The sequence below is a fragment of the Streptomyces tropicalis genome, assembly GCF_029269835.1.
Lineage (GTDB): Bacteria > Actinomycetota > Actinomycetes > Streptomycetales > Streptomycetaceae > Streptomyces > Streptomyces tropicalis.
The window spans coordinates 230,636-243,361 of the sequence record NZ_JARJBB010000007.1 but is presented as its reverse complement, the minus strand read 5'-3'; the positions used below and the strand labels follow the sequence as shown (position 1 = coordinate 243,361).

The 12,726-nt window shown below is 72.5% G+C and carries 12 protein-coding genes, 1 pseudogene and 1 riboswitch; of the genes and pseudogenes, 8 read left to right on the top strand and 5 right to left on the bottom strand.

Translation table 11 applies throughout. From position 1 onward, the window contains the following. Window positions 1-8 precede the first annotated feature (8 nt). The 3 genes from P3H78_RS16645 to P3H78_RS16635 all read left to right on the top strand — a co-directional run bounded on the left by P3H78_RS16645 (window position 9) and on the right by P3H78_RS16635 (window position 3,864). Window positions 9-1,376, top strand: a complete 1,368-nt coding sequence (locus tag P3H78_RS16645) for a magnesium transporter MgtE N-terminal domain-containing protein (protein WP_276109767.1) — start codon at window positions 9-11, stop codon at window positions 1,374-1,376. Beyond that, the gene (locus P3H78_RS16640) at window positions 1,373-2,728 is read left to right on the top strand and encodes an NRAMP family divalent metal transporter (protein WP_276109766.1); all 1,356 of its coding nucleotides are present in this window, start codon (window positions 1,373-1,375) and stop codon (window positions 2,726-2,728) included. Before P3H78_RS16645 ends, P3H78_RS16640 begins: the two co-directional genes overlap by 4 nt. A gap of 113 nt (window positions 2,729-2,841) precedes the next feature. After that, the gene (locus tag P3H78_RS16635; RefSeq protein WP_276109765.1) at window positions 2,842-3,864 is read left to right on the top strand and encodes a cytochrome c oxidase assembly protein; all 1,023 of its coding nucleotides are present in this window, start codon (window positions 2,842-2,844) and stop codon (window positions 3,862-3,864) included. A gap of 34 nt (window positions 3,865-3,898) precedes the next feature. Here P3H78_RS16635 and P3H78_RS16630 read toward each other — a convergent pair whose 3' ends face one another. The 4 genes and pseudogenes from P3H78_RS16630 to P3H78_RS16615 all read right to left on the bottom strand — a co-directional run bounded on the left by P3H78_RS16630 (window position 3,899) and on the right by P3H78_RS16615 (window position 6,966). After that, window positions 3,899-4,777 (bottom strand): MBL fold metallo-hydrolase, encoded by an 879-nt coding sequence (locus tag P3H78_RS16630; protein WP_276109764.1) that lies wholly within the window; start codon window positions 4,775-4,777, stop codon window positions 3,899-3,901. Window positions 4,778-4,789: 12 nt separating this feature from the next. Beyond that, window positions 4,790-4,852, bottom strand: a riboswitch (guanidine-III (ykkC-III) riboswitch). A gap of 27 nt (window positions 4,853-4,879) precedes the next feature. Beyond that, window positions 4,880-5,131, bottom strand: a complete 252-nt coding sequence (locus tag P3H78_RS16625) for a DUF6332 family protein (protein WP_276109763.1) — start codon at window positions 5,129-5,131, stop codon at window positions 4,880-4,882. 240 nt (window positions 5,132-5,371) lie between these two features. Further along, window positions 5,372-5,826: pseudogene (locus P3H78_RS16620) on the bottom strand (2OG-Fe(II) oxygenase). 216 nt (window positions 5,827-6,042) lie between these two features. After that, window positions 6,043-6,966, bottom strand: coding sequence for an NADP-dependent oxidoreductase (locus P3H78_RS16615; protein ID WP_276109762.1), 924 nt, complete (start codon window positions 6,964-6,966; stop codon window positions 6,043-6,045). Window positions 6,967-7,161: 195 nt separating this feature from the next. Between P3H78_RS16615 and P3H78_RS16610 the strand changes: the two genes are divergently transcribed. Together P3H78_RS16610 and P3H78_RS16605 are read left to right on the top strand one after the other, a co-directional pair. Next, window positions 7,162-8,229 (top strand): GlxA family transcriptional regulator, encoded by a 1,068-nt coding sequence (locus tag P3H78_RS16610; RefSeq protein WP_276109761.1) that lies wholly within the window; start codon window positions 7,162-7,164, stop codon window positions 8,227-8,229. A gap of 126 nt (window positions 8,230-8,355) precedes the next feature. Next, window positions 8,356-9,090, top strand: a complete 735-nt coding sequence (locus P3H78_RS16605) for a S1 family peptidase (protein WP_276109760.1) — start codon at window positions 8,356-8,358, stop codon at window positions 9,088-9,090. A 155-nt stretch (window positions 9,091-9,245) separates the two neighbouring features. On the opposite strand, the gene P3H78_RS16600 is transcribed toward P3H78_RS16605, so the two are convergent. Further along, on the bottom strand, window positions 9,246-9,623 hold the full coding sequence (locus P3H78_RS16600) for a VOC family protein (RefSeq protein WP_276109759.1): 378 nt from the start codon (window positions 9,621-9,623) through the stop codon (window positions 9,246-9,248). Between the two features lie 111 nt (window positions 9,624-9,734). On the opposite strand from P3H78_RS16600, the gene P3H78_RS16595 reads away from it, so the two are divergent. The 3 genes from P3H78_RS16595 to P3H78_RS16585 all read left to right on the top strand — a co-directional run bounded on the left by P3H78_RS16595 (window position 9,735) and on the right by P3H78_RS16585 (window position 12,633). Beyond that, window positions 9,735-10,505: a class I SAM-dependent methyltransferase gene (locus P3H78_RS16595; RefSeq protein ID WP_276109758.1), complete on the top strand. Its 771-nt coding sequence runs from the start codon at window positions 9,735-9,737 to the stop codon at window positions 10,503-10,505. A 150-nt stretch (window positions 10,506-10,655) separates the two neighbouring features. Continuing rightward, window positions 10,656-11,750 (top strand): DUF6215 domain-containing protein, encoded by a 1,095-nt coding sequence (locus P3H78_RS16590; RefSeq protein WP_276109757.1) that lies wholly within the window; start codon window positions 10,656-10,658, stop codon window positions 11,748-11,750. 352 nt (window positions 11,751-12,102) lie between these two features. Then, entirely contained in the window at window positions 12,103-12,633 is a 531-nt protein-coding gene (locus P3H78_RS16585) for a transglycosylase SLT domain-containing protein (RefSeq protein WP_276109756.1), read from the top strand. Window positions 12,634-12,726 lie beyond the last annotated feature (93 nt).

Sequence of the window (12,726 nt, the reverse complement as noted above, 5' to 3'; positions counted from 1 at the left end):
TGTCCGTCTTGTCCGTCAACACCGTGTTCATGTCCACCAGCGACCGCCTGCGCGACCGCCGCGTCACCCTGGAGCGCCACGCGACCGCGTCCCGGGCGGTCCGCGCGTCCCTCGTCTCCCTTGCCGGGCTGATCGGCGGCCCGGTCACCAACCAGGCCGGCGAGGAGGTCGGCCGCGTCGTCGACGTCGTCGCCCGCCTGTACGGGCCCGAGCCGTATCCGCCGGTCACCGGGCTGATCCTGCGCATCGGACGCCGGCGGGCCTTCCTGGCCTCCGGCGCGATCGCCAAGGTCCACGCCCGGCAGGTGCGGCTGCGCACGGCCCGCGTGGACCTGCGCGACTTCGCCCGCCGCCCCGGCGAGGTCCTGCTGGCCCGGGACGTCCTCGACCACCAGCTCGTCGACGTGGACGGTGTCCAGGTCACCCGCGCCGCGGACCTGTACCTGGCGCCGCTGGCCGACCGGGTGGTGCTGGTCGGCGTGGACGTCTCGCTGCCCACCCTGCTGCGCCGGCTCGGCCCGCGCCGGTGGCAGGCCCGGCCCACCCCGGACCGGGTGCTGGACTGGCAGTCGGTGGCCCCCTTCGCCGAACAGGCCACCGACGGTCCCCCCGAGGTGCGGCTGCGCGCCTCCCGGGCCGCGCTGCACCGGCTGCGTCCCGCCGACCTCGCCGACATCCTGGAGGACCTCGGCCGGAGCGAGCGCCGGCAGCTGCTCGACTGGCTGGATCCGGAGCGGGCCGCCGACGCGCTGGAGGAGATGGAGCCGGCCGAACTGGAGAACCTCCTGCGCGAGGCGCAGCCCGACCGCGCCGCCCGCCTGATCGACGAGATGGAACCGGACGAGGCCGCCGACGCCCTGCGCGACCTCACCCCCGAGGAGCGCGACGCCCTGCTCACCCGCATGCCCGACGGCGAGGCGGCGGAACTCCGGGGGCTGCTGACCCACCGGGAGGGCACCGCGGGCGGCGCCATGACCACCCTGCTGCTCACCGCGCTGCGGGACGAGACCGTCGCCGAGGTGCGCGGCCGGCTGGCCGAACAGGCCGAGCACCGCACCGAGATCGACGCCGTCGCCGTCGTGGACGGGCAGGACCGGTTGCTGTGCGACATCGCGCTGTTCGACCTGGCGGTGGCCGAGGACACCACGTCGGTCGCCGACCTGGTGTCCTGGCACGCCCAGTTCGGCCCGCCCGCCACCGTCCGCCCGGACACGCCCCTGGCCGAGGCCGCCGACCGGCTGGTCGCCGCCCGCGCCTCCTCGCTGCTCGTGGTCGACGACACCGGCCGCCCCGTCGGCCGGATCCTGGCCGACGACCTGCTCGACGCCCTTCTGCCCGCGCGCGGGCGCCTGCACTTCCGGAGGTTCCTGCGGTGACCCGCGACCTGGACACCAGCACCACCCCCGCGGCCACGGCACCGGCCGGCGCGCCGGGGACCCCGGGCGGCCCGTCGGAGGCCCTGGCCGGCACACGGGACGCGACGCGCAGGCGCCGTACCGGATGGCGGCGCATCACCGTGATCGCGGCGGTCGCCGGACCCGGCCTGGTCGCCGCGAACGCGGGGAACGACGCGGCGGGCATCGCCACCTACGCCTCCGCGGGCTCCCAGTTCACCTACGGCACGCTCTTCTTCATGGTCCTGGTGACCGTCGCCCTGGTGATGGTGCAGGAGATGGCCGTACGTCTCGGCGCCCACACCGGCAAGGGCCTCGGCGCCCTCATCCGCGAACAGTTCAGCCTGCGCCTGACCGCACTGGCCGTCCTGTGCCTGCTGCTGGCCAACACCGGCCTGGTCGTCAGCGAGTTCGCGGGCATCGGTGCCGCTTTCGAACTGCTCGGCGTCCCGAAATGGGCCGTCGTCCCCCCGGCGGCGGTCCTGCTGTGGGCGCTGGTGCTGTTCGGCTCCTACCACTGGGCCGAGCGCATCTTCCTGATCATGTCGCTGGCGTTCTTCGCCTATCCGGTCGCGATGATCCTCGGGCACCCCGACTGGGGCGCCGTCGGCCACCACCTCGTCGTCCCGCACATCGAGCCGGGCAAGGACTTCGTCCTCCTCGCGGTCGCCCTGATCGGCACGACCGTCAGCCCCTACATGCAGTTCTACGCCGCCGCGGGCGTCGTCGACCGCGGTGCCAAACCGGCCGACTACCGCCTGATCCGCATGGACGCCGTGCTCGGCGCGGTCTTCGCCTGCGTCATCAGCCTCACCATCATCATCGCCACCGCGTCCGCGATCGGCGGCACCGGCCCGCTCGACTCCGCCGCGCAGGCGGCCCGGGCCCTCGAACCGGTCGCCGGCAAGAACGCCGAACTCCTCTTCGCCCTCGGCCTGCTCGGGGCCTCCGCCCTGGCCGGGGCCGTCGTCCCGCTCTCCGCGGCCTACGCCGTGGGGGAGGCCGCCGGCGTGGAGCGCTCGGTCTCCCGCAGCTTCCGCGACGCCCCGCTCTTCCTCGGCCTGTTCACCGCACAGATCGTCCTCGGCGCGACCGTGGCGATGACCCCGGTCGACGTCATCCAGCTCCTCATCGGCACCCAGGTCCTCCAGGGCCTGATCAGCCCCGTCGTCCTGGTCTACCTGCTGGTCCTCACCAACCGCCGCTCACTGCTCGGCGCAGCGGCGAACGGACCGCGCTACCGCATCGCCGCCACCGCCGTGGTCGTCGGTGTGGCGGGCATGTCCACCGTCCTGCTCGTGCAGACGGTGCTCGGCTGGTTCGGCGCGGCCTGACCGCGGACACGGCGCCGACCACCCCGCCGCCCCCTCCCCGGCGCGGGGAGGCTACGGTTCCACACGGCAAATGAGACGGCTCGCCCGATGGGTCGCGAAGGAGAACGATCTGCATGATTGGTTACACGATGACCGATCAGTCGGCCGGACAGCTCGCGGAACTGACCACCGGGCGACTGCTGTCCTCGTGGCAGCCGGACGTACCCGCGTTGCTGCTCGTCGCCGTCCTGGGCGCGCTGTACGCCTGGGGCGTGGTCCGGCTGCGGGGGCGCGGCACGGCCTGGCCGCCCGCGCGGATCGCCGCCTTCGTGGTGCTCGGTCTCGGCGGCGTGGTCGCGGCGACGATGTCCGGACTGGCCGTCTACGACCGTGTGCTGTTCTGGCCGGCCGCCGTGCAGAACATCCTGCTCGACCTCGTCGCGCCCCTGGGCCTGGCGCTCGGCGATCCGCTGCGGCTGGCCGTCGGGGCGCTGCCGGAGCGGGGAGCACGCCGCCTGCGGGCCGCGATGACGGGACGAGTGCTGCGGACGCTGACGTTTCCGCTGGTCAGCACGGCCCTGGTGCTGGCCACCGAGCTGACGGTCTACTTCACGCCGTACTTCGCCACCGCCCTGCGCGTCGGATGGCTGCACGAGCTCATGTACCTGCACCTGCTGGTGGCGGGCTGCCTGGTCGTCGTACCCGTGCTGACGCACGAGGAGGCGCTCCCGGCCTGGTGCACCCATCCGGTGAGGGCGGCCCTGGTCTTCCTGGACGGCATCGTCGATGCGGTGCCCGGCGTGGTCGTGATGACCCACGGCACGCTGATCGCGGGCGCCTGGTATCTGCACCACGCCCCGCCCTGGTCGCCGGACGTCCAGCGCGACCAGCAGCTCGGCGGCGGCGCGATGGTGGGCATCGCCGAACTGGTCGCGCTGCCGTTCCTGCTGGCGCTGCTGTTCCAGTGGGCGCGCGCCGAGCGTGTCCAGAACGCGGCGCTGGACCGCCGTCTGGACGCCGAACTCGCCGCCGCCCCCCGACCGGCCGCGGACCACGCCCAGGGCCCCGCTCCGTCCGCCGACCGGGTACGACCCTGGTGGGAGACGGAACAGAGCAGTGTGGCGGCAAGGATCCGGAGCCAGCGGGGGAGCGACTGAGCGGGACCCGGACTCCCCTCGCTCCGTCCTCTCCCTATGCGCCGGGGCAGAGGATGAAGAGGGGGAGGACGAGCCGTCCGGGACGGTTCCCGTTGTCCTCGATCGCCGCGCGGATCTCACGGAGGTGGCCGGCGGCCAGCTGCAGCGGGGGCTCGTCGGGCTGGTGGGTGGTGCGGATCGGGTAGTCCACGCCCGGCTGCCGGGTCATCTCGATGTGGCAGCCCAGGACGTGGGTGACCCGCCGCCGGTCGCAGAACTCGATGAGCCGGTCGAGGGAGCGCGTGAAGGCCGGCCAGTCCTCGATGTAGAGCCGCCCGGGGTAGACGGTGTCGCCGGTGAGCAGGAACCCGGTCCACGGGTCGTGGTATGTGACCGCGGCGGCGTGATGGCCCGGAGTGGCCAGGACCTCGAGTACACGGCCCCCCAGATCGACCCGGGCCACGGAGCCGGGATCCTCGCCGAACCCGAAATACCTCCGGGCGGTGGCGAGGTCCGCGCCGACGACCGTGGTCCCGGGCCGGCCGGCGAACTGGCCGTCGCCCGCGACGTGGTCACGGTGGGGGTGGGTGTGCAGCACGAGCAGCCGGTACCCGTCCCGGGGATGGCGGGCGAGCCAGCCGTCGACCAGTTCGTCGACCACGCGGCGCAGTGGGAAGAACGCGGCGGACGCGGTGGCGCCGGTGTCGATCAGCACCGCGCGGTCGTTCCCGAACAGCAGGAACAGGAACGGCGCCTCGTAGTCGATCGCCATGTTCTGCCGCAGGATGTACGTGTGGTCGTCGTACGCGTGGACCTGGATGTCGGGGTCGGTGTTGTGCTTGGCCGACGGCGATCCGTGGATCCAGCGGACGTCCAGCCCGCGGGGCCGGGGGACCGGTCCGGCGAAGTCGATGAGGGGCGTGCCCGGGCCCACGGCGTCTCCTCGAGTGCGTCGTCTTGGCGGGCCGGGTACGGCGCACATCTCGTCCGGGGCAGGCACCTGCGCACCGCCGCGGCGACGCTACCACGCCGCCGATCAGCCCCGGCGGGACCTCTCCCCGTGCCGCCACAGGACCTGGACGACGCGGGCCACCGCGAGGATCCCGGCCACCGGGGCCGCCACCATCGGCGTCACCTTCTCGACGGTGGGCGGAAGGTCCCAGACGTACGCGGGACCGGCGACGACCCCGAACACGACGGCGCCGAGGAAGCCCGCACTGACCAGCGCGTAGCCGATCTCGACCGTGATCGCGTCCCGCTCCGCCTGACTGCGCCGCCCCGTCGTCATGTCCGAAGAATCCCATTCGGCTCGGCCAGGGTCCAAGCAATCGGCCCGTGTTGGCGCATTTCCGGTGTGTGCGCGGCTGCCGGGGCGCCGGCTGCCGGGGGCCCGGCGTCGGCCCTCGGGCTCGTCCGCGGCTGCCGGCCGCTTCGTGCAGCGATCGATTCGGCGCGCTCCGACGATTCCCGCCGGCAGCGGGGCGTCGACCTGCACCGTGCTGTGATCCCCGCTGTCGGCGCCGATCGGTCAGGGGGGCGTCGTGGACGACGAGGGCCGGGGGTACCGCTCGCCGGAGCGTACGGCGGAGACGCCGTGCCGGACGGGCGCCGCCGACCAGCCGCGCCGGGAGCGCACCGGGCGGTCCTGCGTGGTGAACGCGTAGCCGTGCCCCTGCGGGACCAGGAAGGCCGACCCGCGTGACTGCGCTCGCGGCCGCTGTTCGAGCAGGAGGAACTCGCCGCCGGTGCGGTGCGGTGCGGTGCGCTCCCGTCGGGGATCGCTGAGCCGGACGACCGCCCGGAGGGGGAGGACCAGGTCTCCGAACAGGTCGCGGTGCAGGGCGTCCCGTCCCCCGCGCCGTACTTGAAGAGGATCGCGGTCGGCTTCGTCCGCCCGGCCCGGTGGCACGTCTCGAGCCAGTCGTCGAGGCTGTCGGGCCAGGACGTCTGCCGCCCCGGCTTGTGCGAAGGCGTCCAGTCCACTGACGTGCCCGGCCGGGTCCTGGTGGACCCTGGCTTCGAGCCCCACCTCCGCCTCCACCCCCGCGTGCCCGTCGTGGCTGGTGGGAGTGGCCCTGTCTCCGGGGTGCGGTGCCGCGCCGCCGGGTGGGTCGTGCGGTGCCTGCTGTGTGCCGCCTGCGGGCCGGGGGTCGGCTGCCCTCGGCCCGGGGACGGCGGCCCTGTCCTTCGGGCTGCGTGTCAGCCGACGGTGAGGACGATCTTGCCGGTGGTGCGGCCCTGTTCGCCGATCCCGTGTGCCGTGGCGGCTTCGTGCAGCGGCAGGACGGTGTCGACGACCGGCTTGAGTGCGCCCTGCTCGACGAGCTCGGTGATCTCGCGGAGGCCGTGGTGGTCGGGCTCGACGAGGACCCACACGGCTCGCTGTCCCTCGGGGGTGGCGGGGACGTCGTCGGGTCCTGGCAGGGTGACGAGGCGGCCGCCGTCGCGCAGGACGCTCACGGAGCGCCGGGCGGTCTCTCCGCCGAGCCCGTCGAGGACGACGTCGATGTCGCCCACCACGTCCTCGAAGCGGACGGTGCGGTAGTCGATCACCTCGTCGGCGCCGAGCTGCCGGACGAGGTCGTGCTTGGCGGCGCTGGCGGTGCCGATGACATGGGCGCCGCGGGCCTTGGCGATCTGCACGGCGAGGTGGCCGACGCCTCCGGCGGCCGCATGGATCAGGACGCGCTCGCCGGGCTGGACGTCGGCGGTGTCGACCAAGGCCTGCCAGGCGGTCAGCGCGGCGAGCGGCAGGGCCGCGGCCTGGACGTGCGTGAGGCCGGCCGGCTTGGGAGCGAGGTGCCGGGCGGGGGCGACGACGTACTCGGCGTAGGCGCCGGCCTGACGGGGGAAGAGCGGCATGCCGTAGACCTCGTCGCCGGGGCGGAACAGCCCCACTCCCGGGCCGACGGCCTCTACGGTGCCGGAGACGTCCCAGCCGACCGCGGGCACGTCGCCCCAGGCGATGAGGCCCCCGCTCGCGCGGGTCTTCCAGTCCACCGGGTTCACGCCGGCCGCGTGCACCCGGACCAGGACCTCGCCCAGCCCCGGTTCCGGGCGCTCGACGTCCCGTTCGACCAGGTTCTCGGGCCCGCCCCACTTCTCCACGACCACCGCGCGCATGCTGTCCTGCCTCGTTCTTTTCCGTCTGGTCCGGTTCCGCGCCGCAAGGTCTTCCGGCGGCGACTCAGTCCACGATCGGCCAACGCGGCCCGTAGTGGTGTTGGCCGGTCGGCCACTATGTGACAGGATCTGGCCATGGGTAGGGCGCGGCAGTCGGCCACAGCAGCCACGGACACCACAGCAGCCACCGGAGCCATGGACGCCCCGGCAGTCACAGCAGGCACGCGGAACGCGGCCGGTGAGCGGGACACGGCGCAGGGTGCGCCGCGCCGTCACCGGATCGCCGTGCTCGCCCTGCCCGGCGTCCCGCCCTTAGAGCTGGGCATCCCCTCACGCGTCTTCGGCAGCGTGGAGGACGCCGGGGGCCACCCGCTGTACGAGGTGACCGTGTGCACCGCGGACGGCGCCCCGGTGCTCAGCGACGCCGGTTTCACGGTGCAGCCCGCGGCGGGCCCGGAGGCTTTGGCCGTCGCGGACACGGTGATCCTTCCGCCCACGCACGCCATGCCCGAGCTGGGTCGCGGCGGGCCACTGCCGCCTGAGGTCACCGCGGCCATCGCCGGGATCCGGCCCGGTACCCGGCTGGTGTCGATCTGCACGGGCTCCTACGTACTCGCCGCGGCCGGACTGCTCGACGGCCGGCCGGCCACGACCCACTGGAATCTGGCCCCGGAGTTCCGCCGGGCCTATCCGCGGGTGAAGGTCGACGAGGACGTCCTCTTCGTCGACGACGGCGACGTGCTGACCTCCGCAGGTGTGGCGGCGGGGGTGGATCTGTGCCTGCACATGATCCGGCGCGACCACGGTGCGGCCGCCGCCAACCGCGCCGCGCGGATGTGCGTGGTCCCGCCCTGGCGGGACGGCGGCCAGGCCCAGTACATCGACCGTCCGGTCCCCGAGCCCACCGTCGCCACCACCACGGCCACCCGCGCCTGGGCCCTGGAGCACCTGGGCGAGCCGCTGTCGCTGGCCCGGCTGGCCGAGCACGCCCGGATGAGCCTGCGCTCCTTCACCCGCCGCTTCCGCGACGAGGTCGGCATGACCCCGGTGCAGTGGCTCACCGCACAGCGCCTGGAACTGGCCAGACAACTGCTGGAGACCACCGACCTGTCGATCGACCTCGTCGCCCACCGGTCCGGCTTCGGCTCGGCGAACTCCCTGCGTGCGCACATGAGAACCGCCTTCGGCGTCTCACCCGCCGCCTACCGCCGCACCTTCAGCCCGCACGACGCCGTCCCGGCGTCCGCTGCCCCCGGCCTCTGACGCCCGCCCGTGTCGCCGGGACGCCGCCCCGTCCCCTCTCATCCGGAAACTTCGCAACGTGTCGACCCGTCAGGCCGTCTCACTGTCCGGTAGGGCATCAGCCCCGAGTGAGAGGATCTGTTCCGGATGGTGCGTCGCATGCGGGTGCTGCTGCTGAGCGTCCTCTTTCTGGTGGCGGCCTCGGTGATGTCGTCCGCCCCGGCGGGCGCGGTCATCGGCGGGTCGAGGAGCGTCTACGCTCCGTGGGCGGTGCGCGTGCTGGTCGACGGCAGACCGGTGTGCACCGCAACGGCGGTCTCACGCCGGTGGATTCTCAGCGCCTCGCACTGCTTCTACGAGCAGGCGCAGCCGATCGCCGACCAGCGGATCTCGTTCCGGGTGGGCGATCTCGACGTACGCAAGGGCACTGTGGTGCGTCCGGTGCCGGGCGGCCGCGTGGGAAGCGCGCACGCCGACATGATGCTCGTGAAGGTCCCGCCGATGAGGATCCGCCCGGCGCGCCTGGCGACGGCCCATGTCCATCAGGGCGAGCCGGTGCGGCAGTACGGGTGGGGCGCCACCTGCACCGGAGACGAGAACAGGTGCCAGTCTCCGGTGCTCAAGCAGGCGGACCTGCGGGTCGTACGACCGGACGACCCGCGATGCGACGGCTTCACCGCACCGGGCGGATCTGACTTCTGCATGGAGACCGTGTCCGGGATTCCCGCCGGCGGCGACTCCGGCGGCCCGGTGATGAGCATCGCCCCGCACGGTACGGAAGCACTCCTCGGCGTCTTCGACGGCTCCGACCGGCAGAGTGTCGCCGAGGCGGGAGAGATCGCACAGCAACTCGCCTGGATCCGCTCGGTCACCCGGCGCTGACAGGACGCGGGCAGGCGCGGACCACCTGTCGCAGGACCGCCGCAAGGGGGACTCCCCGGTATGAACTCCGGGGAGTACCGCGTCGATCAGAGGGCTGATGGACGGGCTGACAGCCGGAGCGACGGACGGAGTGACGGACTGATGGACGGCCGGACTCACCCGCCGGCCCGCTCCGCCGCGCTGCGTTCCACGCAGAACTCGTTGCCCTCGGGGTCGCGCAGCGTCACCCACCCCGTCCCGTCGGGCCTGCGGTGGTCGCGCCGCAACGTGGCTCCGAGCGAGAGGAGCCGTTCGACCTCCTCGTCCCGGGTGCGGTCCTGAGGCTGTACGTCCAGATGCACTCGGTTCTTCACCGTCCTTCGGTCGTCGACCCTGACGAACAGCAAGGTGGCACCGGCGGACGTGACGGTGGCTTCCGGATCCCCCGGAAGGTCGTCGGCAGCGAGAGCGCCGTCCAGGACCCGGGCCCAGAAGACCGCAAGACCATGGGGATCGACGGAGTCGACGGTGACATGACGGATCAGGGAACTCATGCGCGCCACCCGATCACGTGCGCCCGCGCCCGTCCAGGCGGATCCGGCCGACCGCCCGGCCGCCGGCCACTTTTCCGCCGGACAGCGCCGAGCCCTGGGAGGATGGGCGGCATGTCCGAGACCTCGGTGGCGCACTTCTACGACGAACTGGCCGACGCCTACCATCTGATCTATCCGGACTGGGACGCGAGCCTGCGCCGGCAGGGGCGCGCGCTGGACGCCCTGATCGGCCGCGACGGCGCGGCGGTACTCGACTGCTCCTGCGGCATCGGCACACAGGCCATCGGCCTGGCCCTGCGCGGACACCGTGTCACGGGGACGGACCTCAGCCCCCGTGCGGCGAAGCGCGCCGCGCAGGAGGCTGCCCGGCGGAACGCGACGCTGCACACGGCCGCCGCCGACATGCGACGTCTCCCGTTTCCCGACGCCCGGTTCGACGCTGTCGTCTGCGCCGACAACTCCCTGCCCCACCTTCTGACGGAGCAGGATGTCCGCGCGGCCCTGACGGAGATGCGCCGTGTGCTGCGCCCCGCGGGCCGGCTGATGGTCAGCACGCGCCCCTACGACGACGTGCTGCATCACCGTCCCCCTTCGGCACCTCCGCAAGTCCACCAGCCCGCGGACGGGGGAGAACGGACCGTCACCTTCCAGCTCTGGCACTGGCACGAGGACGGCGAGCACTACGACATGGAGCACTTCCAACTCCTGCCGTCGCCCGGCGGGGAATGGCGTGTCGAGGTTCGCCGGACCGTCTGCTGGGCGCTCGGCCGGGACAGACTGACAGGCCTCGTGAGCGACGCGGGATTCGTGGACCCCCGGTGGCTGATGCCGCAGGAGACGGGCTTCTTCCAGCCGCTGCTCACAGCACGCGCTGGTGGATAGCCGATTCCGTCCGGCCGTCCTCCGGAAAAGCCCCCGCGATCGTGCGATGAGCTCGGAGGAACAAGCCCCGCAGAGGCCCGTTATCCAGACGTTCCCGGAACTGTGGCCTCCATCACGGCAAAGGTGATCTTGTCCTGGTGAGATCGCCGGATGCTCGGTTTCCTTCTCCGTCTCCTGCCGTTCTGGGTGCGCGAGCCCCTGCTCATCGCGGTCGGGTCCGTTCTCGGTGCACGCATCATGTATCTCGCGGTCCAGGATCACGACTGGGTGGCGGCCGGCCTGGGCGTGGTGTTCCTCGTGTTCACCGCGATACGCGTTCACATGGTGATCCGGGCCCTGCGCGCACGCCGGAACCCGGGCCCGGCGGCCACCGCGGACGGGGAAGTGGTGGAACCTGCCGCCCAGCCCCAGGCCCAGCCCCAGCCCCAGGCCCAGCCCCAGCCCCAGCCCCAGCCCCAGGCCCAGCCCCAGCCCCAGGCCCAGCCCCAACTCCAGACCCAGCCTCAAGTCGGTACCGGGCGGCGTGGTGCTCCGGACGCTCCGGAGAAGGAGCCCAACGCGTGGGGCCAGGCCGCCGCGGCCGTGGCCGTGTTCGGGGCGCTTGCGATCGCTCTGTGGGCGGCGCCGCGTGTGCTGCCGTCCGACTACACCGCACCCCGGCCCGCTTCGTGTACGGACGGGGAGCACGAGGAGATGCCGAAGGCCTACAGGAAGGAGCCGCGGGCCGTGACCGGTGACGAACTGTGCAAGGCCCTCAACCGTCCCGACCTGGCGCAGCTCCTCGGAACTCCGGGGGAGAGGGCAACCACGGCTTCCGGTACCAGCAACACCGCTCCGTTGACGGATGAGAAGGTCGCCCAGCCGGAAGCCGAGGTCTCGTTCGACACGTACACCGTGCATTTCTCGGCCACGTACAACGGGTTGTCGATCGCTCAGTACGTCAAGCTGATGAAGTTCGGGAGTGAGAAGGACGTCAGGACGCTCACGGTTCTCGGCCGGAGTGCGGTCTTCTCCTCGGACCACACCATGAAGTTCAAGATCAGTCTCGGGGGCGGCGGGACCGGCGGGCCGGTCGAAGAAGGTCCCCTGGCCAGGACCCTGTCCGTGGCCCTCGACGGGAAGGACGGGGGCGGCTACTACGACCTCACCGTGTGGAGCGAGTCCGGTGCCCTCCCGGACGACAGCGCGCTCCTCGGCGTCGCCGAGAAGGTCCTTCCGTCGATCCCCGATCGAAGCGCTCGATGAGACACGCGGCCGGGGAATCGGGGTGGGTGCGTGATGCCGCTCATAGGGCGTGGGTCACGTCCTATCGTGCATCGTAGGTGGGTTTCGCCGTGAACAGCCCGAAAGCCACCAATGGTGCAGTTTTCGGGCATTTCTCCGTATGTGGGTAGTACGTCACATTCTTGCGTGGGTTTCCGGCCGCGGCTAACCATGTCCGTCGTTGCCGGGAGCCACGAGGCCGGCCGGGTGTGCAGCGCCCGGCTCGTGCCCGATGCCCTCCTGTGCAGCGCGGGGCCTCGCCCCGACGCCCTACGGGCCGTGACCGGCATCGGCCGGCGACCTTGAAGACGTCTCACAGGAGAGTGCCTTTTTCATGACTGCGATCCCTGCCATCCGCCGTTCTTCCCGCCTGCGTGCCCTTGCGCTGAGCGCTGTGGCCACCACCGGTGCCGCGGCCGCCGTCCTGACGCTGACGCCGGCCTCCGCGCAGGCCGCCGAGGCCCCGCAGAGCGCTCACCGCGTCACCGCTCCCGCCCGCGCCGGCCACACCGACTCCACCGGCGCTACGGGTGCGGGGGCTGCGTCGGGGAACCTCGACGGCTGGATCAGGCAGTCCCTGGCCATCATGAAGGCGAAGGGCATCCCCGGCAGCTACGAGGGCCTGCACCGCAACATCATGCGTGAGTCCAGCGGCAACCCCAACGCCGAGAACGACTGGGACGTCAACGCGCAGAAGGGCATCCCCTCCAAGGGCCTCCTGCAGGTGATCGACCCGACCTTCCACGCCTACCACGTCGCCGGTACCGCTCAGAGCGTCACCGACCCGGTGGCCAACATCACCGCTGCCGCCAACTACGCAGCCCACCGCTACGGCTCCATCGACAACGTCAACTCCGCATACTGACCGGCGCCGTCCCCCTCGCAGTAGCGGTCCCGCCGGACAACGGCGGGCCGCGCCGTCTCCCGCGGGCGGGTGCTCACCGAGAAACGGCCCGGC

Coding starts and splice junctions, on each gene's coding strand:
- P3H78_RS16635 (WP_276109765.1), top strand. CDS start 2,842: ATGATTGGTTACACGATGACCGATCAGTCGGCCGGACAGCTCGCGGAA.
- P3H78_RS16625 (WP_276109763.1), bottom strand. CDS start 5,131: ATGACGACGGGGCGGCGCAGTCAGGCGGAGCGGGACGCGATCACGGTC.
- P3H78_RS16615 (WP_276109762.1), bottom strand. CDS start 6,966: ATGCGCGCGGTGGTCGTGGAGAAGTGGGGCGGGCCCGAGAACCTGGTC.
- P3H78_RS16610 (WP_276109761.1), top strand. CDS start 7,162: ATGGACGCCCCGGCAGTCACAGCAGGCACGCGGAACGCGGCCGGTGAG.
- P3H78_RS16605 (WP_276109760.1), top strand. CDS start 8,356: ATGGTGCGTCGCATGCGGGTGCTGCTGCTGAGCGTCCTCTTTCTGGTG.
- P3H78_RS16600 (WP_276109759.1), bottom strand. CDS start 9,623: ATGAGTTCCCTGATCCGTCATGTCACCGTCGACTCCGTCGATCCCCAT.
- P3H78_RS16595 (WP_276109758.1), top strand. CDS start 9,735: ATGTCCGAGACCTCGGTGGCGCACTTCTACGACGAACTGGCCGACGCC.
- P3H78_RS16590 (WP_276109757.1), top strand. CDS start 10,656: ATGCTCGGTTTCCTTCTCCGTCTCCTGCCGTTCTGGGTGCGCGAGCCC.
- P3H78_RS16585 (WP_276109756.1), top strand. CDS start 12,103: ATGACTGCGATCCCTGCCATCCGCCGTTCTTCCCGCCTGCGTGCCCTT.